The organism is Actinophytocola sp., from assembly GCF_035634895.1.
Lineage (GTDB): Bacteria > Actinomycetota > Actinomycetes > Mycobacteriales > Pseudonocardiaceae > Actinophytocola.
The window spans coordinates 53,940-75,832 of the sequence record NZ_DASQCC010000103.1; the positions used below are offsets into that span (position 1 = coordinate 53,940).

21 protein-coding genes are annotated in these 21,893 nt (G+C 73.1%); 10 read left to right on the plus strand and 11 right to left on the minus strand.

All coding sequences use genetic code 11. From position 1 onward, the window contains the following. Nucleotides 1-3 precede the first annotated feature (3 nt). The 7 genes from VET29_RS14580 to VET29_RS14610 are packed head-to-tail and all read right to left on the minus strand — an operon-like array spanning nt 4 to nt 8,674. A complete protein-coding gene (locus tag VET29_RS14580) occupies nt 4-1,155 on the minus strand; it encodes a nucleotide disphospho-sugar-binding domain-containing protein (RefSeq protein ID WP_324920176.1) in 1,152 nt (383 codons plus the stop codon). Beyond that, nucleotides 1,152-2,345, minus strand: a complete 1,194-nt coding sequence (locus tag VET29_RS14585) for a cytochrome P450 (protein ID WP_324920178.1) — start codon at nt 2,343-2,345, stop codon at nt 1,152-1,154. The genes VET29_RS14580 and VET29_RS14585 overlap by 4 nt, the downstream gene beginning before the upstream one ends. Then, entirely contained in the window at nt 2,332-3,516 is a 1,185-nt protein-coding gene (locus VET29_RS14590; RefSeq protein ID WP_324920180.1) for a cytochrome P450, read from the minus strand. Before VET29_RS14590 ends, VET29_RS14585 begins: the two co-directional genes overlap by 14 nt. A gap of 3 nt (nt 3,517-3,519) precedes the next feature. After that, a complete protein-coding gene (locus tag VET29_RS14595) occupies nt 3,520-4,845 on the minus strand; it encodes a cytochrome P450 (RefSeq protein WP_324920182.1) in 1,326 nt (441 codons plus the stop codon). Further along, nucleotides 4,842-6,542 carry a prenyltransferase/squalene oxidase repeat-containing protein gene (locus tag VET29_RS14600; protein ID WP_324920184.1) on the minus strand — a complete coding sequence of 567 codons (1,701 nt, stop codon included), beginning with the start codon at nt 6,540-6,542 and terminating at the stop codon, nt 4,842-4,844. Before VET29_RS14600 ends, VET29_RS14595 begins: the two co-directional genes overlap by 4 nt. Nucleotides 6,543-6,554: 12 nt before the next feature. After that, the gene (locus VET29_RS14605; RefSeq protein ID WP_324920186.1) at nt 6,555-7,616 is read right to left on the minus strand and encodes an NAD(P)-dependent oxidoreductase; all 1,062 of its coding nucleotides are present in this window, start codon (nt 7,614-7,616) and stop codon (nt 6,555-6,557) included. Then, on the minus strand, nt 7,589-8,674 hold the full coding sequence (locus tag VET29_RS14610) for a ParB/RepB/Spo0J family partition protein (RefSeq protein WP_324920188.1): 1,086 nt from the start codon (nt 8,672-8,674) through the stop codon (nt 7,589-7,591). Before VET29_RS14610 ends, VET29_RS14605 begins: the two co-directional genes overlap by 28 nt. Nucleotides 8,675-8,722: 48 nt before the next feature. Here VET29_RS14610 and VET29_RS14615 point away from each other — a divergent pair, with 48 nt between their 5' ends. Together VET29_RS14615 and VET29_RS14620 are read left to right on the plus strand one after the other, a co-directional pair. Next, nucleotides 8,723-10,546, plus strand: a complete 1,824-nt coding sequence (locus tag VET29_RS14615; protein ID WP_324920190.1) for an AfsR/SARP family transcriptional regulator — start codon at nt 8,723-8,725, stop codon at nt 10,544-10,546. 94 nt (nt 10,547-10,640) lie between these two features. Next, a complete protein-coding gene (locus VET29_RS14620; RefSeq protein ID WP_324920192.1) occupies nt 10,641-11,834 on the plus strand; it encodes a cytochrome P450 in 1,194 nt (397 codons plus the stop codon). 140 nt (nt 11,835-11,974) lie between these two features. Here VET29_RS14620 and VET29_RS14625 read toward each other — a convergent pair whose 3' ends face one another. Further along, nucleotides 11,975-12,481 carry a hypothetical protein gene (locus VET29_RS14625; protein ID WP_324920194.1) on the minus strand — a complete coding sequence of 169 codons (507 nt, stop codon included), beginning with the start codon at nt 12,479-12,481 and terminating at the stop codon, nt 11,975-11,977. Nucleotides 12,482-12,562: 81 nt separating this feature from the next. After that, the gene (locus VET29_RS14630; RefSeq protein ID WP_324920196.1) at nt 12,563-12,859 is read right to left on the minus strand and encodes a hypothetical protein; all 297 of its coding nucleotides are present in this window, start codon (nt 12,857-12,859) and stop codon (nt 12,563-12,565) included. Here VET29_RS14630 and VET29_RS14635 point away from each other — a divergent pair. The 7 genes from VET29_RS14635 to VET29_RS14665 all read left to right on the plus strand — a co-directional run bounded on the left by VET29_RS14635 (nt 12,852) and on the right by VET29_RS14665 (nt 19,005). Next, a complete protein-coding gene (locus VET29_RS14635) occupies nt 12,852-13,169 on the plus strand; it encodes a hypothetical protein (RefSeq protein ID WP_324920198.1) in 318 nt (105 codons plus the stop codon). The two genes, VET29_RS14630 and VET29_RS14635, sit on opposite strands and share 8 nt — an antisense overlap. Beyond that, nucleotides 13,147-14,301 (plus strand): acyl-CoA dehydrogenase family protein, encoded by a 1,155-nt coding sequence (locus VET29_RS14640; protein ID WP_324920200.1) that lies wholly within the window; start codon nt 13,147-13,149, stop codon nt 14,299-14,301. Before VET29_RS14635 ends, VET29_RS14640 begins: the two co-directional genes overlap by 23 nt. Nucleotides 14,302-14,364: 63 nt before the next feature. Further along, nucleotides 14,365-15,501 carry a CaiB/BaiF CoA-transferase family protein gene (locus VET29_RS14645; RefSeq protein WP_324920202.1) on the plus strand — a complete coding sequence of 379 codons (1,137 nt, stop codon included), beginning with the start codon at nt 14,365-14,367 and terminating at the stop codon, nt 15,499-15,501. Continuing rightward, nucleotides 15,498-16,325 carry an FAS1-like dehydratase domain-containing protein gene (locus tag VET29_RS14650; protein WP_324920204.1) on the plus strand — a complete coding sequence of 276 codons (828 nt, stop codon included), beginning with the start codon at nt 15,498-15,500 and terminating at the stop codon, nt 16,323-16,325. Before VET29_RS14645 ends, VET29_RS14650 begins: the two co-directional genes overlap by 4 nt. A 51-nt stretch (nt 16,326-16,376) precedes the next feature. Further along, complete coding sequence (locus VET29_RS14655) at nt 16,377-17,258, plus strand: nitroreductase/quinone reductase family protein (RefSeq protein ID WP_324920206.1); 882 nt, start codon at nt 16,377-16,379, stop codon at nt 17,256-17,258. A gap of 50 nt (nt 17,259-17,308) precedes the next feature. Beyond that, complete coding sequence (locus VET29_RS14660; protein WP_324920208.1) at nt 17,309-18,277, plus strand: ABC transporter ATP-binding protein; 969 nt, start codon at nt 17,309-17,311, stop codon at nt 18,275-18,277. Continuing rightward, the gene (locus tag VET29_RS14665; protein WP_324920210.1) at nt 18,274-19,005 is read left to right on the plus strand and encodes an ABC transporter permease; all 732 of its coding nucleotides are present in this window, start codon (nt 18,274-18,276) and stop codon (nt 19,003-19,005) included. Before VET29_RS14660 ends, VET29_RS14665 begins: the two co-directional genes overlap by 4 nt. 38 nt (nt 19,006-19,043) lie before the next feature. Here VET29_RS14665 and VET29_RS14670 read toward each other — a convergent pair whose 3' ends face one another. After that, nucleotides 19,044-20,174, minus strand: a complete 1,131-nt coding sequence (locus VET29_RS14670) for a hypothetical protein (RefSeq protein ID WP_324920212.1) — start codon at nt 20,172-20,174, stop codon at nt 19,044-19,046. A 241-nt stretch (nt 20,175-20,415) separates the two neighbouring features. Between VET29_RS14670 and VET29_RS14675 the strand changes: the two genes are divergently transcribed. Beyond that, on the plus strand, nt 20,416-20,853 hold the full coding sequence (locus VET29_RS14675) for a hypothetical protein (RefSeq protein ID WP_324920213.1): 438 nt from the start codon (nt 20,416-20,418) through the stop codon (nt 20,851-20,853). Between the two features lie 51 nt (nt 20,854-20,904). Here VET29_RS14675 and VET29_RS14680 read toward each other — a convergent pair. Further along, a partial coding sequence (locus VET29_RS14680) for an MFS transporter (protein WP_324920215.1) occupies nt 20,905-21,893 on the minus strand: 989 nt, incomplete at its 5' end.

The following is a 21,893-nucleotide window of genomic DNA, read 5'->3' on the forward strand; positions in this document are numbered from 1 at the left end:
CCTTCAGGTCGTGGCGTGCTCGACGGCGTCGGCGAACTCGGCGCCGGGGTGGCCGCCGCAGAGCCGGGCCCGCAGCGCCGCGACCCGGGCGGCGAGCAGCGGGTCGGCCGCGACGGCACTCAGCTGGTCGGCGACGATCGCCGGGGTGAACGGCTCCCGCAGCCGCACGCCGACGCCGAGGGCCTCGACCCGGTCGGCCACGGCGCACTGCTCGCCGATCTGGGGCGCGATCACCACCGGCACCCCGTTGGCGAGTGCCTCGACGGTGCTGGTCAACCCGCCGTGGGAGACAAGCACGCTCGCGTGGCGCAGGGTGTCGATCATCGGCAGCCGCTCACGCAGCACGACCCGGTCGGACAGCGGTCCGAGGTCCGACCGGGACACGGTCGGCCCGACGGCCACCGCCGCCCGCCAGCCGAGCCTGGCGACACCCGCGACACAGGTGCGGAAGAACCCGGCGTTGCCGGTGAAGACGGTCCCGAGGGTGACGGCGGCGAGCGGATCCTCGCCGCGCAGCCAGGCGAGATCGGCCGACTCCTCCGGCGGCCGGATGCACGGCCGGACGAAGGTGAAGCGCTCGTCGAAGGTGTCCCCGTGCGGCTGCAGCTCGCGCGGGTAGAGGGCGATGTTGTGGTCAGCCTCGTTGTCGAAGAGGCGTTCCGGGGACACCGACGACAGCCCGACCTCGGCCAGGAAATCCGCCGCGGCCGCGAAGAACTCGGCGGTGGACGCGGCGTCGTCGGTGCGCGAGGCGTAGTCCGTGTGCAGGGAGAACTCGCTGTTGGACGCGAACACCGGCCACACCCGCACGAGCGGCAGCCCGGTGGCCTCGGCGAGCAGCCAGCCCGCCATCGACAGCACGTCCGCGACGATCACGTCCGGCCGGTCCACGGCGGCCAGCGCCGCGAACGCCGCCCGCGCCTCGGCGAGCAGGAGCGGCAGGACCCGTCCCATGTCGGCGAGGTCGACGGGATGTTCCGGGGTGTCCATCGGCGAGTCGTAGCCCACCGGTTCGACGCGGCGGGCGATCTCCGGCGTGAAGCTCGCCGAGGCGAGCATCCGCACCCGGTGGCCGCGGCCACGGAGCTCGGCGAGCCCGGGCAGCACGGGAAAGGTGTGCCCCCAGGCGGGAATCGACGCGTACAGCACGTTCACGCGCCACCTCCCTCGATCGCGACCATCAACCGCTCGGGGAACCGGTCGCCGAGCATGTTCACCCGCCACGGCACCTCGTCCCAGCGCTCGACCATGCTGGCGCGCAGCCCCGACTCGACGACCGCGGCGACGGCACAGCGCAGCTCCAGCCGGGCGAGGTTGGCGCCGAGGCAGCGGTGGACGCCGAACCCGAACGCGAGGTGCCGGTCCCGGCCGGCGCGGTCCGGGTCGAACGCGTCGGGATCGGCGAAGAGGTCGGTGTCCCGGTTGGCCGCGACGAGCGGCGCGACGACCATGTCCCCCCTGCCGATGACCGTCCCGCCGACGAGCACGTCGCGGGTCGCGAAGCGGGGCATCGACTCGCCGTTGTCGCCGGACTGGATCCGCAGCACCTCCTCGACGAACCGGTCGGCCAGGCCGGCGTCGCCGGAGCGGAGCCGCGCGAGCCAGCCGCCGTCGAGCAGGTGCCGGAACGCGACGGCGATCGCGTTGGCGGTGCTGACGTAGCCGGCGACCGGCAGGCCGAGCACCATGGTGACGAGCTCGACGTCGGTGAGCGACGAGTCCTCGCGCTGGGCGCGGAGGAGGTGCGCGACGAGGTCGTCCTCCTCCTCCGGCCGGGCGCGCCGCGCGGCGACCAGCGCCAGCACGTAGTCGTTGAACTGGCGCCACCCGGCGAGCGCGACCGCGCCCTGCTCCTCGGACAACGGCACGAGCAGCTGGTCGGACAGCCGTTGCGCCATCGGCCGGTCGCACTCGGGGATGCCGACGATGCCGGCGATCACGTTCATGGTGAGCGGCTTGGCGAACGCGGCCATGACGTCGACCGGCTCGGTCGCGCGCATCATCGTGGCGAGCAGCGTGTCGGCCCTGGCCCGCACCGCCGGCGCGTGCCGGTCGACCCGGCCCGCGGCGAACGGCCCGGCGACGAGCCCCCGCAGCCGGGTGTGCCCCGGCGGGTCCTGGAAGATCGACTCGTTCGGCCCGGCCGTGCCGTCGACGGGTGACACGCTGAACGACGGGCTCCCGAGCACCGCGCGAACGTCGGCGTAGCGGCTGACGAGCCAGGCGCCGGCGCCGTCCGGGGTCGTCGTCCGCGACACCGGGCAGCCGGCACGCAGTGCGGGCCAGTCCCGGTCGAGGTCGGCCGGCCGGAACCGTTCCACCGGCGGCGGTTCACGCGACGTCACGGCGCCTCCCCGTCGCCAGCGGCAGGGTCGCCGGTCCCCGCACGAGCATGCCGGTCTTCCATCGCGGTCCCTCCGCGGCGAGCCGCAGTCCGGGCAGGGTCGCCACGAGCACGTCGAGTGCGACCCGCAGCTCCAGCCGGGCGAGCGGCGCGCCGAGGCAGAAGTGCGCGCCGTGGCCGAACCCGAGGTGCGGGTTGGGATCGCGGGCCAGGTCGAGCCGGTACGGGTCGGCGAACACCCGGGGGTCCCGGTTGGCCGCCGCCGTCGCCGCGACCACCGGTGCGCCGGCCGGGATGCGGGTCCCGCTCAGCACGACGTCGACCGTGGCGTAGCGCGGCGACGCCCCGTTGGCCTCCAGCGGCGCGAACCGCAGCAGCTCCTCGACCGCCGTGTCGAGCAGGTCCGGGCGGGCGACGAGCCGCGCCCACCGGTCCCGCCGCGACAGCAGCACGTAGAGGAAGTTCGGCAGCTCGGTCGACGTGGTCTCGTAGCCGGCGACGAGCGCGGTCATCACGATGACCACGAGCTCCTCGTCGCGCAGGCCGCGCTCCCCCTCGGCCAGCATGGCCGAGATCAGGTCGGCGGCCGGCTCCGCCCTGCGCCGGGCGATCAGGTCGGCGACGTACTCCCACATGTGCCCGGTGGCGTCGAGCCGTTCGGCCTCGGTGATGGCGGTCGTGGCGAGCCCGGCCTCCGCCCAACCGCGGAACCGGTCGCTGTCGGCGTAGGGCACGCCGAGCAGCGCGCAGATCATCCGCAGCGTGTACGGGACGGCGAGGTCGGCGACGGCGTCGAACCTCCCGCGCGCCGCGGCCGCGTCGACCAGCTCGTGCACGAGTGCCCTCGCCCGGTCGCGCAGCCGGGCGACCGCCCGCGCGGTGAACGCGTGCCGGCAGGCGGCACGGGTCCTGGTGTGCTCCGGCGGGTCCATGGCGACGATGCCGCCCGAGAAGTTGACCTCCGTGACCCGGGGGACGTCCCGGCGCAGCGACTCGGCCCGGGAGAACCTCGGGTCGGTCAGCACGGTCCTGGCGTCGGCGTGCCGGGTGACGAGCCAGGCGGGCTCGCCGTAGGGGAAGCGCACCTGGCAGACCGGCTCGTCCCGTTGCAGGGTCAGGTACTCCGGCTCCAGGTCGAGTGCCGGCGCGGGTGGGAAGGGGAAGGTCCGCACGGCTCAGCCACCTCCGTCGAGCAGGTGGTTGGCGAGAACCCTGGCCGCCGCGCCCCGGTGCGGCAGCAGCATGGGGCCCTTGGGCCGGGCCCACTCGGCGGCAGGCCGGTCCGGTTCGAGGCGTGCCGAGCGCAGCACGGCGGCGACGACGGTGCGCATCTCGGCCATGGCGAGGGACGCGCCGAGGCAACGGTGGCTGCCCGCGCCGAACGGCAGGAAGTCCGGACCCGGCTCCGGGCAGCGGCCGAGGTCGTAGCGCTCCGGGTCGGGGTAGGTCGCCGGCGAGCGGTGCAGCAGCCCGAGGGAGACGGCGAACAACGTGCCGGCCGGAACCCGGTAACCGCCGGCCTCCCACGGTTCGAGCGCGATCCTGCCGACGTCCATCGTGGACGGACGGGACCGGACCGCCTCGTTGATGGCCGCGTCGAGGACCTGCCGGTCGCCGCGGTGGGCGGCCGAGGTGACCGCGCGCAGCGCGTCGGGACAGCGCAGCACCCGCTCGAAGAGCCAGGCGAGCTGGGTGGCGGTGGTCTCCTGCCCGACGGCGAGCAGCGTCACCAGGTGGTCGCGCAGTTCGGCGTCGGTCACCGGTTCTCCGCCGGCGAGCAACACGGACACCACGTCGGGGCCGTCGTGCGGCACCGCCCGGCGCTCGGCCAGCTCGGCGTGGATGATCGCGTCGACCTCGGCGATCAGCGCCAGCAGCCGCGCCCACGGCCCGTGGCCGCGGAAGTGCCGCCGCGCGGCCGGCACGAGGATCACCAGCGGGTTGATGTCGAGCAGCCGGGGCACGAGCACGCGCAGCCGCGCGAGCCGGGCGGAGTCGGTGATGCCGAACACGGCACGCATCATCACCTCGAGGGTGATCCGCTGACAGCTGTCGAGCAGCCGCACGGTCGTACCCACCCGCCAGCCACGCACCTCGCGTGCCACGATCGACTCCATGAGCGCCACGTAGTGCGTGACGTTGGCGCCGTGCAACGGTCCCATGAGGACCTTCCGGCGCGCGGCGTGTGCCGCACCGGAGGACAGCAGCAGGGAGTGCCCGCCGACGACGAAGCGGACAGCCTCGTTGGCGCCGGCCGCGTCGAAGCGGTCCGCCTCGGTCCGCAGCACCCTGCGGACGGTGTCCGGCGCGCACACGTGCACCACCGGGCCGTAGCCGACGATGCGCGCGGTGAACAGCGGCCCGTAGCGGCGCAGGCAGAACCGGCCGAACTCGACCGGCGCCAGCACCCACACCAACGTCTGCACGAGCGCGGGCCAGCGCGGGCCGGGTGGCAGCGGTGCGACACGCCGCCACCGGCGCCAGGGCGCGGCGCCGCTCATCGCGCACCGGCCGGGTCGGTGACCCGCAGGAAGCGGCCGAGCGCGCGCAGGGTGAACGTGTGCGCGATGAGGTCGTCGGTATAGCAGAGGTCGTCGAAGTACAGGCCGACGTTGCTCGGCCGCCAGGTGCCGTGGTCGTCCTGCCGGTCGACCAGCCAGTCGACCGCGCGCCGGATCGCCGGGGCGGCCGGGTCGTGGCCGGCGTGCAGCAGGGCGAACAGCGCCCACGCGGTCTCCTCGGCCGTCGTCCCCGCCGGCGGGAGTCGGTGGTGCCGCGGCCAGCCCCCGTCGTCGGCCTGTGCGGCGAGCAGCCAGTCGCGCGCGGCGATGGCGGCTGGCGCGCCGTTTCCGTTGGCGGTGAACGCTTCGAGCAGCCGGGCGGTGCCGTGGGTGTCGTCCCGGAACCACACCGACGCGATCGAGCCGTCGGCCCGCCGCCGACCATCCAGATAGGACAGTCCGCGGGCGATCGCGGAACCCGGTGCGGTGGACGTCCCGAAGCGGCGCAGGGCGAGGATCGCGTGGGCGGTGACCCCGGCACACGGCCGGTCGTTCATGATCGCGCTGTTTCGTACCCATTCCGACCACGAGCCGTCCCGGTTCTGCATGCGCAGCAGCCACCGGAGGCCGAGCTCGACGGCGGGGTGGCCGCGCGGCACACCGAGGTCGGCGAGCACCCCGAGCACGACGGCGGTGTCCTCGGTCTCCGGCCAGCCGGACGGGTTCGCCCACGCCCAGCCGCCCGCGGGCAGGCCGAGCGGCGCGAACGGCCGGTTCCACTGGGCGTCGAGCAGCCAGTCGCGGGTGCGGTGCAGTTGGGGTTCCCCGGCCACGTCGCTGAACTCGGCGAGTGCCATGACCGCGTACGCGGTCACCGAGATCTCGAGGTCGCGGTCGATGGCCCACGACCCGTCGGGGCGTTGCGTGCCGAGCAGGTAGCGCAACGAGGTGAGCCGCAGGTCGCGTCCGACGCCCGCCGCGGACAGTCCGAGATAGACGAACCCGGCGATCATCGGGCACTCCTCGATGCCGCCGTTGGTGCCGGACACCTCGCGCAGCCAGTCGAGTGCCTTCGGTTCCGCGACGCGGCCGGTGAACCTGCGCAGCGGGCCGCGCGGCAGCGTGCGGGCCTGCATGACGCCGAGCGCGAGGATCACCGGCAGCGCGATGGACACCTTGTCGCGCAGCCGGGGCGGCAGCAGCACCGTCTCGACCGGCTGGTCGGGCTGCTCACGCGGGTCGCGCAGCCCGACGAGTCCCCAGATCGTCGGCAGCGCGGCCGGCCACGTCCTGGGTGCCTCGCCGCGCAGGCCGGGGATGACGTTCTCGGCGTCGTTGGCGTCGAGGAACGCCCAGCCGCGGTCCAGCGTGGCGCGGGAGCCGTCCCGGTCGATCTCGTGCAGCGCGGCGATGCCGAACGCCGTCATGCCGGGGCTGCTCGGCGGCTCCGCGTCGGCCATGCTCCAGCCGCCGTCGGCCCGCTGGCTCGCCCGCAACCACCGGACGGCGGCGGCGATCCGGTCCCGGTGCCCGTCCGGGTCCGCGCGGTGCAGCGACAGCGCGCCGAGCGCGGTTGCCACCGTGGAGGAGGACAGGCGGTCCACCCAGGACCCGTTCTCCCGCTGCCGGTCCCACAGGTGGGAAAGTCCCCGGCCGGCTGCCTTCTCCGCCCGGCTCCGTGTCGCGACGAGGTCCACGCGCGCCTCCGTTCAGGTGTGGGCGGGCCGACGGTAGCCACGGGCGGGGCCGTTCGACGGTGCCTCCGGCACGGTGGCCGGGCACCCCCTTCCGGCCATCACCGCGGAGATCGTGCGGTCGAGGCCCGTGCCGAGCGGGACGGCGGGCCGGAAGCCGAGCCGGGTCCGCAGCAGGCTCGCGTCGCAGTGCTGCCGGTCCAGCGCCCTGGCGGGTGAGCCGGCGACGACCGTGTAGCCGTTGGCGGCGATCGCGGCGGCACGGCCGGGGTCGGTGGCGGCGCACGCCGCGCCGCTGCGGGCGACGATCTCCTCGACCAGCGCGCGGGTGGTGCGGTGCGCGGCGGCGGCCATGTTGAACACCTCGCCGTCGGCGCGCGCGTCGAACCCGACGGCGACCAGCGCGCGCACCGCGTCGTCGACGAACACGTAGTCGCGGCCGTGGCGCAGCGCCCCCGCGTAGACCAGCGGTGGCAGCGGCCCGCCGGGATCGAAGATCCGGTCGAGCGACCGGGGCACCACCCGGCTCGCGGTGTGCGGGTCACCGGGCCCGAAGACGTTGCACAGGCGCAGGATCGCCACCGAGAGGCCGAGCTCGGCGCCGTAGAGCCGGGTGATCGCGTCGGCCGACTGCTTGCCGACGTCGTAGACGCCGCACGCGGCGAGCGGTGAACTCTCGCTGTAGGCGTCGCCGTGCAGCTCGCCGTAGACCTTGTCGGTCGACGTGAGCACGAACCGGGCTCCGCCGGCCGCCGCCCGGGTCGCCTCCAGCATGGCGGCGGTGCCGCAGACGTTGGTACGCAACGAGCCGTGCGGGTCGGCGAACGCCGCGTCGATCGTGGCGGCGGCGGCGAGGTGGTAGACGACGGCGGGCCGCACCGACCGCACGAGCTCGCGGCAGCCGTCGGCGTCGGCGACGTCCAGCCGCACCGCGCACACCCTCGGGTCGGCGCCGGCCCAGCCCACCCGGTCGGCGACGACCACCGACATCCCGCGGGCCGCGAGGTGGCCGGCGAGGTGGGTGCCGATGAACCCACAGCCGCCGGTGATCAGGACCGGGTCGCCGCGCCGGTGCATGCCGTCTCCCCCGCCCCGCCGGCATCCCCACGGGCGTCCGGCCGGACACGTGGTCTCGGCCGCGCCTGGTCGCCCGCCAGCTCGGCGAGCCGGTCACCGAACACGCCCCAGAACTCCGCGTTGTGCCTGGCGAGGGCGGCCACGGACCCCGCGCAGTGCGGTGGGAGGGAACCGATCACGACGGTGGCCGCGCGGTCGTCCATGACGTGCAGGCCGAGCCAGCGCAGCAGGCCGCGGCCGCTCTCGGTGAACCGCAGGGACGGGTCGTTGCGCAGTGCGTCGAGCACCGCGACCGGGTCGACGCCGGGCACCCGCGGGGCCTCGGCGTCCGGCGTCCTGGACGTCGTGCGGCCCGCTGGCAGCGGGTCGGCGCCCACGCGCAGCCGGTTGCGGACGTCGAGCGCCGTCGACGGGGCGATGCCGGCGGCCCGGGCGATCTCCCGCAGCGACCGGCCGGGGTCGGCACGCATCAGCTCGGCCGCGAGCAGCCGCCCGCCGGTGCCGTCGAGCGGCCGGACCCTGCCATCCCTGCCGACCCTGCTGTTCGACTGTCCATCCTGGACGGTCGAACAGCGGCGGATCGCGCCCACGGTGGTCGCGGCGAGCCCGGTGACGCTGCCGACCCAGCGGTCCGAGCGGGCCGGGTGCGTGCTGACGATCCGCGCCGCGGCCGCCCTGCGGTCCGCTGTGGACAGTGGCAGCCCGGTGGCCGTGTTCGCCTCGACGGCCACCACGAACGCGTCGTCCGGGTCGCCGTCGAACCAGCGGACCTCGACCTCCTGGCGGCCCAGCAGCGCCGCCGCACGCAGCCGGTGCATGCCGTCGATCACCCGCATCGTCTGCCGGTGCACCACGATCGGGGGCAGCGGCGCCTCCGCCTCGGCGAGGGCACGGACGTGGTCGGGGCACTCGCCCGCGAGCCGGGGCGACTCGCCCGCCCGCAGCGCGTCGATCGGCACCGGCTCGACCCCGCCGCGGTACGCGTTCCGCTCGTACGTCTCCTCGGTGAGCGACATCAGGGTGCTCTCCTCCGTGGTCGTGTTCCCGAGCAGTCTCACCGAAGCGGGGCATATGGCGGTGCACACGATCCGCATATAGTCGGTGACGTGACGTCGCCAGTGGAGTTCCGGGTGCTCGGCCCGGTCGAGATGCGGGTGGCCGGCAGGCCGGCGCCGCTCGGCGGCCCACGGCAGCGTGCGGTGCTCGGCGCGTTGCTGTTGCACGCCAACGTCGAGGTGGGCACCAGGACGCTGGTGCGTCTGGTGTGGACGGACACGCCGAGCTCGGCCGGCTCCAACCTCCGCACCTATCTGACCCGGCTTCGGCGCGCGCTGCACGTGCCCGGCGAACCGGTGTCCCGGTTGCGCACCGGCGCAGAAGGTCACGTGGTCACCGTCCGGCCGGGTGAGCTCGACCTCGCCGAGTTCACCACGCACGCGGCGGCGGGTGAGCGGGCGGCCGACGCCGACACGGCCAGCACGCACCTGGCCAGGGCGCTCGCGGTGTGGCGCGGGCCCGCGCTGGCCGACGTCGCCGCCGGACCGCTGCTCGACGCCGAGGTCACCAGGTTGGAGGCGCGCCGGGAGTACGTCCGCGAGCGGCTGCTGCGTGCCCGGCTCGCGGCCGGCGAGCACGCCGAGCTGGTCGGTGAGCTACGCGCGCTCCTCGCGCACGACCCGCTCGCCGAGGACAGGGCGGGGATGCTCATGCTCGCCCTGCACCGGTGCGGCAGGAGGGCCGAGGCGCTCGACGTCTACCGGCGCACGCGTACCGCGCTGGTAGACACGACCGGTCTCGAACCCGGCGCCGAGCTGCGTGAGCTGCACCTGCGGCTGCTCGGCGACGATCCGGCGACGGTCGCCATGCCCGGCGCGCCGCCGGCCCAGCTACCCGCCGCTCCCGCCCCGTTCGCCGGGCGCACGGCCGAGCTCGCCGTGCTCGCCGCGGACCACCGCGTGGTCGTGGTCGACGGCATGGTGGGCGCCGGCAAGACCGCGCTGGTAGTGGCCGCGGCGCACCGGCTGGCGCCGGACCACCCGGACGGCGTGCTGTTCCTCGACCTGCGCGGCTCGACCCCCGGCATGCCGCCACTGCCGGCCACCGAGGCGTTGTTCCAGCTGCTGCGTTCGCTTCACGTGCCCGCGCCGGCCATCCCGCCGGACCCGCAGGCGCGGGCGGCGCTCTGGCGCTCGACGGTGGCGTGGCGGCGGGTGGTCGTCGTACTCGACGACGCGCACGGCGCCGACCAGGTCGTGCCGCTGCTGCCCGGGGCTGGCGCGAGCCGGGTGCTGATCACCTGCCGGCGCCGCCTTCCCGGGCTCGGCCAGGCCTTCCCGCTGTCGCTCGGCGTGCTCCCCCAGCACGACGCCGCGGCCCTCTTCGCCGCGGTGAGCGGCCGGCCCGCCGAACCCGGCACGCAGGTCGCCGCGGTCGTCGGGTTGTGCGGCGGGCTGCCGCTCGCGGTGCGGGCCGCGGCCGACCGGCTACGCGACCGTCCCACGTGGACGGTCGCGCATCTGGTGCGACGGCTTGCCGACGAACGCGCCCTGCTCGCCGAGCTGGACGCGGCGGCGCCGAACCTCGTCACCGCGCTCGCGGTGTCCCGCACGGCACTGGGCGACGACCAGCGCCGGATGCTCGACCTGCTGGGCCTGCATCTCGGCACCGACGTGCGACCGCCGGCCGCGGCCGCACTCGCCCAGGTGAGCGTCCCGGCGGCCGACCGGCTGCTCGAGGACCTCGTCGACGCCCGGCTGCTGGTGCAGACCGCGCCGGGCCGCTACCGGCTGCACCCCCTGGTTCGGGCCTATGTCAGGGGGAACGCGCGCGGACTGGACCGTCACTCGATGCGGCGTGCGTTGCACCGCCTGCTCGACCACTACCTCGCGCAGTCGGGTCGGCCGCCGATGTGTCCACAAACGACGGTCTGACCGGGTTCGACGCGCTGGCTCGCGGGGACACCGCCATGCCGTTATCGTCCTAACGCGACCCTGGCGGAGGTCCGCCTCGACGGGAGTTCTGTTCATGACCGATAGCGTGCCCACCTACCCGTTCCGCCTGCCCGACGCGCTCAGCCCACCGCCGGAATGGGCGCGGCTGCGGGCCGGCGAACCCGTGGTGCGGGTGCGGTTGCCCAGCGGCGACCAGGCGTTGTTGCTCACCCGGTACGACGACGTGCGGCAGATGCTCTCCGACCCGCGGTTCACCCGGCACCCCGACACCGCTGACGCCGCACGCGTCACCGCGAACGAGGAGGGCGGGGTCTTCGGGGAGAAGCTGACCGAGGACGTCCTGCACCAGCGCTGGCGGCGGGTCATCAGCCGGGCGTTCACGACAAGACGCGTGCAGGCCATCCAGCCGCGCATCGAGGAGACGGCCGAGTCGCTCGTCACCGCGATGATCGAGCGCGGCGCACCGGTGGACCTGTTGGCGGTACTCGGGTTTCCGTTGCCGGCGGCGGTGATCTGCGACCAGCTCGGGGTGCCGGGCACCGACCGGGACCGGTTCGCGTACTGGTCGGACACCATGCTCAGCATGACCAGGTACACGCAGGCGGAGATCGACGCCGCACAGGCGGAGTTCGGCGAGTACTTCGCGAAGCACATCGCCGCCAAGCGAGCCGACCCCGGCGACGACCTGATCAGCGAGTTCATCAGGTTCACCGACGAGTTCGACGGGCTGCTCACCGACGAGATGCTCATCGCCACGAGCCAGGGCCTGCTGGTGGCCGGCTACGAGACGACCGCCGGCATGATCGGCAAGATGGTCGCGCACCTGCTCGCCGAGCCGGACCGGTGGGCGCGGCTGCTCGCCGACCCGGAACTGGTGCGCACCGCCGTCGAGGAGATGCTGCGCTTCGATCCCGACCCGGGCTTCGGGATTCCGCGTCACCTCTCCGCCGACGTCGAGGTCGGCGACCACACGCTGCCCGCCGGCACGACGGTCGTGTGCAGCATCGGCGCGGCCAACCGGGACGACCGCACGTTCACCGGCGCCGACCGCGTGGACCTGCACCGCACCCCGAACCAGCACCTCGCGTTCGGCATCGGACCGCACTCCTGCGTCGGGCAGGCGCTCGCCAGGGTCGAGCTGCAAACCGTGCTGCGGGTGCTGCTGCGCAGGCTCCCCACGCTCGAGCTCGCGGAGCCGGCCGCCGCTCTGGCGGTCCGGGAAGGCCTGGTGGTGGGCGGGTTGACCCGGGTGCTCGTGCGGTGGTGACGGCGACCCGGTCATGACAGCGGTGCGGCCACGACGACCCATCGCCGCGACCGCACCGCACGCCGTCCCGAACCCGTTCGCCAGCTCGCCCTGGCGACTTCACCGCGACCGAATCGGCACCCGCTCGCGGTCCGGCGGGACTACTCGAGGTGCTCGTTGATGCCATTCACGAAATCGTCCCGCGAAATCCTCTTGCTGCGTTCCGAGCCCAACGCGTCGAGGCCGTAGACCGCGTCGCTCTTGTCGATTTTCCAGACGCTGTCGAGGAATCGGGTGAGCTCTTCGTTGCTGATCGCGTCGTCACCGTCGACGTCGATGAGATCGAAGATCACATGAGCACCGACCTCGCTGACCTTGAGCCGGTTCTCGTCGGACGTGGCGAGCCGGGTCGCGGTCACGTACTGCGTCTTCGACAGGCGATCCTCGTGAATGTCGGCGTGTCGCAGCAGCTCCAGCCAGTGCATCCGGTAGAACGCCTCGAGCGCCCGCACCCGGCGGTCGTTCTCGTTGACCTTCGCCGTCTTCTTGTAGCGGCCGACCAGCGCTTCGTAGTCCGACCATTCGATGTAGCCGTCGTGGTTGCCGTCCAGTTTGTCGAATTCGTACTCGATCTTCAGCTCGACGGGATCCGCCGTTTTGCCAGCCATCATGGCCTCCGCGGGTTGGTTGAAATTCGATGAGTTAGCGAATAACAGGCTCCAAGTTTCCGAGAATCACCGCAACCGGTGTCAGTCGCCAGCACGGGACGTCCACTCGATCGGGTGGTCACTCCCCAACCGATCCTGCTGCGTGACGATGCGTGCCGTCGGCCACGAGCCGCTCTCGACCAACCGCCGCGCGACCCGGACGACCTCGCCGGCGACGACCTCGACGGCGGGCGGCACTCGGCCGCCCTGTCGCAGGGCGAGGACGATGGTGCGGGAGACCGCGGGACCGGTGAGGGGGCCACCGGTGAGGGGACCGGCCGACACGTCCTCGGCGACGCCTGCGGCGGGGAGGACGGTCCACACGTTCGCGGTGGTCACGAGCTTCTTCTGGACGAGCGTCGAGTTGGTCTGGCACGCGACCGTGAGATCGACGCAGGCCGATCGTCACGATGCCCTGGACGTGTGCCGGGGTCGGCCGGATCTCGGCGCGGGCACGTTCCAGTTCGAGCAGGGCGCGTCGTGCGCGGTCGGCCAGGATCTCGCCAGCCGGCGTGAGCGTCATGCCCTGGTGGGTGCGGTCGAACAGGGCGACACCCGAACTCGTCCTCCAGCGCGCGGACGAAGCAAGATGGAGTGGTCCGTCAACGAGCTGCGAGAGGCCGACCATGTACGAGCTCAGCGCGGATGAGGCCGCGATCGTCGACGTCGTGCGTGACTGGGTGGACCACGAGGTCGAGCCCGTGGTGCGGGAGCTGGAACACGCCGACACCTATCCCGAGTCGCTCATCGAGCAGATGAAGCGGCTGGGCATCTTCGGGCTCGCCGTCCCCGAGCCGTGGCACGACGCCGGTGTCTCCACCTCCTGCTACGCCGCGGTGACCGAGGAGCTGGCGCGCGGCTGGATGAGCCTCGCCGGAGCCGTGGGCGGACACGGTGTCGTCGCGAAGCTCCTGGTGAGCTACGGGACGCGGGAGCAGCGGGACCACTACCTGCCGAGGATGGCCACCGGCGAGGTCCGGGCGACGATGGCACTCACCGAACCAGGCGGCGGATCCGACCTCCAGGCCCTGCGCACCGTGGCACGCAAGGAGGGCGAGGACTACGTGATCGACGGGTCCAAGACCTGGATCACGAACGCCCGCCGGTCCCAGCTGGTGGCGCTGCTGTGCCGCACCGATGTGGACGCGCACCCGAGGCACCGGGGTATCAGCATCCTGCTCGTCGAGAAGGGTCCCGGGTTCGAGGTGTCCCGGGACCTGCCGAAGCTCGGGTACAAGGGCGTGGAGAGCTGCGAGCTGTCCTTCAGCGACTTCCGGGTGCCCCGGACCGCGTTGCTCGGCACGGTGGAGGGGCAGGGCTTCGCGCAGATGATGCGGGGACTGGAGATCGGTCGCATCCAGGTGGCGGCGCGCGCCGTCGGCGTCGGCGCCGCCGCGCTGGCGGCCGCGGTGCGCTACAGCCAGGAACGCGAGAGCTTCGGTCGACCGATCTGGCAGCACCAGTCGGTCGGCAACCTCCTCGCCGACATGGTGACCCAGCTGACGGCCGCCCGGCAGCTCGTGCGGTACGCCGCCCGCCGCTACGACTCCGGCGAGCGGGCCGACATGGAGGCGGGGATGGCGAAGCTCTTCGCGTCGGAGACGGCCATGAAGATCGCGCTCGACGCGGTGCGCGTCCACGGCGGGTACGGCTACTCGACCGAGTTCGACGTCGAGCGGTACTTCCGCGACGCGCCGCTGATGATCGTCGGCGAGGGAACCAACGAGATCCAGCGCGACGTGATCGCACGCCAGCTCATCAAGCGCAACCCGGTGCGGTGACGACCTGGTCGACAAGCCCGTGCGCGACCGCGTCAGCGATCCTCCAGGCAGGAAAGGCAGCCCATGCTCCCTCTTGACGGAACGACCGTCGTCGCGCTCGAACAGGCCGTCGCCGCGCCCTTCGCCACGCGGCAGCTCGCCGACCTCGGCGCACGGGTCATCAAGGTCGAGCGTCCCGGCGAGGGTGACTTCTCCCGCGGCTACGACCGCACGGTCCACGGGGACTCCAGCTACTTCGTGTGGCTGAACCGCGGCAAGGAGTCGATCGAGCTGGACATCAAGGACGAGAGCGACCGGCGGGTGCTCGACGCCATCGTCGACGCGGCGGACGTCGTGATCCAGAACCTCGTGCCCGGCGCGGTCGAACGGCTCGGTCTCGACGCGGCGACGCTGCGGGCGGCGCGCCCCGAGCTGGTCCACTGCTCGATCTCGGGTTACGGACCCGACGGCCCCTACCGGACGAAGAAGGCGTACGACCTGCTCATCCAGTGCGAGGCGGGGCTCGTCGACGCCACCGGCAGCGAGGACGAGCCCTGCAAGGTCGGCATCTCGGTCGCCGACATCGCGACGGGCATGTACGCCTACTCGGGCATCCTGAGCGCGCTGCTCCAGCGGGCCACGCACGGCGTCGGCGCGACGGTCGAGGTCGCGATGATCGACGCGCTGGCGGAGTGGATGGTCCAGCCGGCGTACCACGCGGTGTACGGCGGGTCGGCGACACGCAGGACCGGTGCGAGGCACGCGTTCATCGCGCCCTACGGTCCCTACGCGACCGGCGACGGGAACCAGGTCTTCCTCGGTGTCCAAAGCGATCGCGAGTGGGTCCGGCTGTGCCGGGAGGTCCTGGGGCGGCCCGAGCTGGCGCTGGACCCGCGTTTCGCCCGCAACCCCGAACGTGTCGTCAACGACCACCTGATCACTCCGCTGATCGAGTCGGCCTTCGCCCCGCACGACGCCGACGGTGTCATCGCGCTGCTCGACGGCGCGGGTCTCGCCTGCGCGCGCCTGCGCCGGCCGGCCGAGATCCTGACGCACCCGCAGCTCGTGGCGCGGGATCGCTGGCGGCCGGTTCGCGCGCCGGGTGGGATGGTCCAGGCGCTGCTGCCGCCCGTCACGATCGCCGGGCAGGAACCGGTGCTGGGGGCCGTACCGAGGCTCGGCGAGCACAACGACACGCTCCGCGCCGAGTTCGGCTCATGACCGGGCACCTCGAGCACACCGAGGTGCTGTGCCCGGAACCCGCCGTGGCGCTCGCCCGGCTCCTCGACGTCGAGCCGCCGGACCTGGAGACCGACGGGCTGCCGCTGCTGTGGCACTGGGTCTACCTGCTGGAGCGACCGCGCCAGGCGGACCTCGGCGTGGAGGGGCATCCCGTGCGTGGCGTGCTCCCGGTGCCGCCCGGGCCGGGGCGCCGCCGCATGGCGGCCGGTGGCCGGGTCACGCGTGTCGCGCCGCTCGTCGTGGGGCGAGAAGCGACGCGGCGCACCGAGGTCGTGTCGACGACCGACAAGGAGGGGCGCACGGGCCGGCTGACGTTCGTCGTCGTCCGCCACACCATCGGCCAGGACGGGGAGGTCAAGGTCGTCGAGGAGCAGGACGTCGTCTACCGCGACGCCGCGGCCACGCCCGCCGAGACCGTCGCGGTCACGCCGGTGCCGCTCGACGAGGGCGAGTGGTCGCTGCCCGTGGACCCGACGCTGCTGTTCCGGTTCTCGGCCCTGACCTACAACGCCCACCGCATCCACTACGACCGTGACTACGCCCGTGACGTCGAGGGCTATCCAGGCCTGCTGACCCACGGTCCGCTGCAGGCGCTGGCGATGGCGGAGTCCGTGCGCAGGACCGGCGCGACCGCCACGGCGATCGACTACCGCCTCGTCTCGCCGCTGTTCGACCACCAGGGTCTGGTGGTGCGGAGCACCGGATCCGGTTCGCCACGCGAGGTCTCCGTTCGGGACCGCGGCGGCCGCGTCACCGCGGTCGGCCGCCTCACCGTGCGGGAGACGGGCCTTGCCCCGAGTTAGTTACGCGCATAACGTTATGCGCGTAACTAACTTGCCAGGAGGATGGTCATCGTGGAGTTCGAGCAGGCCGACGCCGTCAACCAGGCCATTCGCGTCCTGAGCCTGCGACACCGGGCACGCGCCGCGGCGCTGCTGACACCGCTCGGCCTGCACCCGGGGCAGGAGGTGCTGCTGCTCGAACTGGCGCGGACCGGCCCGATGATCCAGGCGCAGCTCAGCGACGCGCTCGGCATCGAGCCGCCGAGCGTCACGCTGATGACGCGCAAGCTGGAGACGTCCGGACACGTGCGCCGCACGCCGGCGGCGGCCGACCGGCGCGCGAGCGTGGTCGAGCTGACCGACGGCGGGAAGGTGCTGGCCGACCGGGTGAAGCGGCTGTGGTGCGACCTGGCGGCGGAGACCGTCACGGGCCTGCCGGCGCAGACCGTGGCCGCCCTGCCCGGCATCCTGCGGACCTTGACGTCCAATGTGGACACCCGGCGCCGCAGGCGAGACTACGAGCCGAGCGCGCTGGGCTGGGTCCGCGAGCACGTGGACCAGATCATGCGCACGGGCACGACGGACGGCGTCACGATGAAGGACCGGCCGATGGTGCTGCTGACCTACCGTGGCGCACGCACCGGCAAGGTTCGCAAGACGCCGGTGATGCGCGTCGAGCACGATGGCCACTACGCGGCGGTCGCGTCCAAGGGCGGGGAACCGACCAACCCGGACTGGTACCGCAGCGTGCTGGCCGAGCCGGTCGTCGACCTCCAGGACGGCACGACGACCCGCGAGTACCACGCCCGCGAGGTGACCGGAACCGAGAAGGCGACATGGTGGCACCGGGCGGTGGCGGCGTTCCCCGACTACGCGGACTACCAGCGCGGGACCGACCGGGAGATCCCGGTCCTCGTGCTCGAACCAACGGGCCGGCTCGGCCGCACGCCGTGATGCAAGGCAAGCGCAAGTGAAATTCGCGACCGGTGGCGCAGGTTTGACGGGTGCTCATCGCGGAAGAGTCGTCCGGACTCGAGGACCAGCTCGGCACGGACACCGTCGTCAGCGTGGCGGATCTCCACAAGGCCTACGGGCGGACCGAGGCCGTGCGCGGGGTCTCGTTCGAGGTCCGGCGGCGTGAGATCTTCGGCATCCTGGGCTCCAACGGCGCCGGCAAGACGACGGTCGTGGAGATCCTCCAGGGACTGCGGGACAGAACCAGCGGGGAGGTCTCGGTGCTCGGGCTCGACCCGGCGCGCGAGAAGAACCGGCTGCGCCGCGGCATCGGCTCCCAGCTGCAGTCCTCCGCCCTGCCGGACCGGTTGCGGGTGGGCGAGGCGGTCACGCTGTTCGCCCGTGCTCGCCACACTCCCGTCGACGTGGCGGCCACCATGACGACCTGGGGGTTGACCCCGCTCCGCGACCGCGCGTTCGGTTCGCTCTCCGGTGGTGAGCAACAACGGCTGTTCGTCGCGCTGGCGCTGCTCGGTGATCCGGAGCTCGTGCTGCTCGACGAGCTGACCACGGGGCTGGACCCCAGCGCCCGGCACGCGACCTGGGACCTGCTCCACCAGGTACGGGAGCGCGGCACCACGGTCGTGCTGGTCACCCACTTCATGGACGAGGCCGAGACGCTGTGCGACCGCGTGGCCGTCATGGACCGGGGCCAGGTGGTCGCCTGCGACACCCCCGCCGCGCTGACCGCACACCACGGCGGACCGGTCACCATCACGTTCAGCACCACCGACGGGTACCGGCCGGACCACCTGCTCGCGGTACCCGGCGTCGAGTCGGCCACCGCCCGCGGTGGGCAGGTCACGGTCACCGGGGAAAGCGCCGCCGCCGTCCGCGTCGCCGCCGCGCTGGTCGAGCGCGGCGTCAGCCCGGTCGACTACCGCACCCACTATCCGTCGCTCGAGGACGTCTTCCTGTCCATGACCGGGCACCGACTGAGCGAGAAGGTTTCGTCGTGACGCGCTACCTGACCTGGACCGAGGTCAAACTGCTGGGGCGAGAGCCGCTCGTGCTGGTGCTGACCCTGATGTTCCCGCTGCTGCTGATGGTCATGCTGGCCGCCGCATTCAGCAAGCACGGCGGCCCCGTGTTCGCCAACCTGGACGGAACCCAGTTCTACGTCACCGCGTACCTCGGCGCCTCGATCGCGATGATGGGGTTCATGGGCACACCGTCGCATCTCGCCGGATACCGCGAACGCGGAGTGCTCCGCCGTTTCCGGGCGGCGGCGATCCCGTCCGGCGCCGTGGTCGCCTCCCAGGCCGCGGTGCTCGCGCTGCTGGCGGTCTTCGCGGCGGCGGTCATGCTGGTGCTGGCCTACCTGATGTTCGACATCCCGGCCCCCGCGTCCGCCGCGGGTGTCGTCGTCGCGTTCGCGGCGGGCATCCTGGCCTTCGGCGGCATCGGCACCCTGCTGGGGTCGATCCTGCCCGGCGCCCGCTCCGCACAGGGGCTCGGCCTGCTGCTGTTCTTCGGCACGTTCCTGCTCGTGGGAGGCGGCCCACCGCCCGGCGTCTTCCCCGACGCGCTCAACGCCGTCACCTCATGGACGCCGACCGGACTGCTGCTCGACGCCATCCGCTCCCCCTGGGCCGGCGACGGACTCCACGTGCCGGCCACGGTCACCCTGCTGCTGATCTCGGCCGCGACGTTCACCCTCGCCACCCGGCGACTCTCCCGAAACTGACCCACGACACGGCTTCTCCGCACTCGTCGGCGGAGTGGTCACACGTACGGCAGGTGCAGGTTGTCGACGGAGAAGATCGCGTCCGTGCGGCCGTCGAAGAGTGGGACCAGGCGGCGGAAGTGGTCGCGCATCGCGGATTCGAAGTCGGCCTCGCCGCTCAACAGCCAGGTCGCGCCGTCGAGCAGTTCCGGGAGGTCCTCGGCTATGCGTTCGGCCGACATGCTCGGTGAGCGCGGGCCATCGTCCTCGACGGGGTCCGGTTCGTTGCCGAGCATGACGTAGCTCGGGAAGCGCTTCAGGTCGGGCAGGACCGAGTAGAACGGGACGCCGGGGTTGAAGTAGTACTCGGCCCAGTCGTTGCCCGCCAGCGCCAGCCACGGGGTGCCGACCGCCATCGCGGCGAAGGCGAAACCCGTGTGCGGGGACAGGAACAGGTCGCAACGCTCCACCGCCGCCAGCTGTCGCGCCAGTGGGACGTCCACCGCCCACGCCACGTCCGGCACCGTCGCCGCCATGGCGGCGAACTCCTCGCGGGTGAACGTGGTGCTGGTGCGGCCGTCCTCGGCCAGCTTGCCCACCAGGCAGAACCGCGCCGTCGGCCAGCGCTCCGCGAAGGCACTCAACACACTGTGCCAGCCGGCCAGCGACGGGTACCGCCACCGCGGGCTGCTGCCGCCGGGGAGCACCGCGATCGTGGGACCGTCGTCCGGCAGGAGCTCGGCTGCCCAGCGTCGCGCCTCGCCGGGCAGCTTCAGCTCGAGCCGGTTCCTCGGCCGGTACGACGGTCGCGGCGCACCGACCTGAAGGTGCCCCCGGCCCGCACGGAAGTGCTGGGCGGCCAGCTCGTAGTAACCGGCCAGGCCGGGGAACAGGTCATGCTGCCACCGCTGGTGGCCGCGCGGATCGTCGACGACCCAGTCCCACTCGGCCGGCACGTGCGCGAGCACGTCATGGCGCGGTGGCTCGAACACGTCGACGTCCACCGTGTACACCTCGTCGATGTGCTCGCACCACGACGCCAGCTCCACGGCCGTCTTCTCGAGCAACACCACGCCGACACGCCGTTCCGGGTCGGCGCGACGGTAGCCGAGCGAGTACTGCAGGGCCTCCACCGCGTGACCGACCGGATGGCAGTAGACGAAGTTCACCAGTACCGACTCGGCGGGCACACCGCCAACACTAGGACCGCACGCGAACGGTTTACGGTGCCAGGACGCGTCGCGGCGGCCGGTGAGTCCGTCGAGACCTCCGGAGCGGCTTTGCCGGTCGAACTTCGTGGTGCGCGGTCCGCTCGGCGTCGACAATTCCGCTATCGGCACGCCTCGCGACGCGTGGCGGGGCATGCGACGCCGGCCAGGACTCTGGGGAGAATCGATGCGACCGTCCGACAGACCTCATACACGTGCGCGCGTGGCGACCATCGTCACCGCGGCGGTGGGGGTCACCACACTGCTTCCGGGGGTGGCCAGCGCCGCTCCGCCCGACAACGACGCCTTCGCCGGCGCCACACCACTCACGACCGTGCCCGCCGCCGCCGAGGTCGCCCTAGCGGAGACGACCGCGGAACCGGGCGAGCCCAACCCGTCCTGCGGCTCGTCCAGCGGTGCGCCGTCGGCGTGGTTCGCCTTCACCGCGCCACGCACGGAGTCGATCACGTTGGCACGCACCAGCTTCGAGTGGGACACCGTCCAGGCCGTCTACACCGGGGACTCGCTCGACGCCGACCTGGCGGAAGGGACCGTGGTGTTCAAGGCGGTCGCCGAGCCCGGCGGCGTCCGCGACGCGCTGCCGTCCGACAACACGGTGATCGCGCCGGCCACCACCGTGCGACCCGCGACGAGCAGGTGAGCTGACAGAGGTTCGCGGGGGGCCGGTCGTGCCGGCCCCCCGCCCTCGCTCCTATCCCCGACGACCCGACCCGACGGGGGTTCTCAGCACTCCGGCGCCGAGTGCGACGGCGACGACGAGCGGGATGAGTGCCGCGAAGGTCCATCCCAGGCCGATCGCCTGGCCGAGCCAGCCGGTCAGCGCCGGTCCGGTCAGGATCCCGGTGTAGGTGAACGTCGCGACGCGGGCGACGAACGTGGCCGCGCCGTCGCCACCGAGGTGCCCGACCGCGCTGAAGATCAGCGGCACCAGGACGGACGTGCCGTAGCCGAGCACCGCGAACCCGGCGAGCGCGACGTACTGCGACGGGCTCAGCACGACGATCGTGAACCCGGCCACGACCACGCAGGCGTGCGCCCGGAACACCCGTGCGCGACCGAAGCGCTCGGTCAGCCGGTCGCCGCCGAGCCGGCCGAGCGTCTGGCACAGGGCGAACGCGCCGTAGCCGAACGCCGCCACGGCCAGCGTCGCGCCGCGGTCCTCGTGCAGGAAGACACCGCTCCAGCTGACGACGGCCGCCTCGCAGAGCATCAGCACGAGACCGATGGACCCGAACACCAGCACCGGCGGCGTCCACCCCGTACGCCAGCTCCGCCTCGGCTTCTCACCGGCCGGCTCCCGGTCCGCCCCGGCCGGCAGCAACCACCGGCCGACCACGGCCCCGGCCGGCAACGCGACGGCGGCCACCCCCGCGGTGTGCGCCCAGACCGGGATGCCGGCGGCGGCCGCGCCGGTCAGCGCGGCGACGATGGAGCTGGTCCCCCATGCGGCGTGGCACCGGTTCATGACGGGCCGCCCGAGCAGCCGCTCGACCGCGACCGCGTGCGAGCTCATCGCCACGTCCAGCATGCCGTGCACCGCCCCGGCCAGCGTCACGGCCACGGCCAGCTGGGCGACGTCGCCCGCCGCGCCGATCCCGGCGAGCGCGAACGGCAACGCGGCGAGCGTGACCCGGATGACCCGGACGCTGCCGAACCGCGCGACCAGCGCGCCGACGGACT

Bases quoted from the DNA above. Each gene is read 5' to 3' on its own strand.
- VET29_RS14595 (WP_324920182.1), bottom strand. From the start codon at position 4,845: ATGAGCGGCGCCGCGCCCTGGCGCCGGTGGCGGCGTGTCGCACCGCTG.
- VET29_RS14605 (WP_324920186.1), bottom strand. From the start codon at position 7,616: ATGCACCGGCGCGGCGACCCGGTCCTGATCACCGGCGGCTGTGGGTTC.
- VET29_RS14620 (WP_324920192.1), top strand. From the start codon at position 10,641: ATGACCGATAGCGTGCCCACCTACCCGTTCCGCCTGCCCGACGCGCTC.
- VET29_RS14625 (WP_324920194.1), bottom strand. From the start codon at position 12,481: ATGGCTGGCAAAACGGCGGATCCCGTCGAGCTGAAGATCGAGTACGAA.
- VET29_RS14640 (WP_324920200.1), top strand. From the start codon at position 13,147: ATGTACGAGCTCAGCGCGGATGAGGCCGCGATCGTCGACGTCGTGCGT.
- VET29_RS14645 (WP_324920202.1), top strand. From the start codon at position 14,365: ATGCTCCCTCTTGACGGAACGACCGTCGTCGCGCTCGAACAGGCCGTC.
- VET29_RS14650 (WP_324920204.1), top strand. From the start codon at position 15,498: ATGACCGGGCACCTCGAGCACACCGAGGTGCTGTGCCCGGAACCCGCC.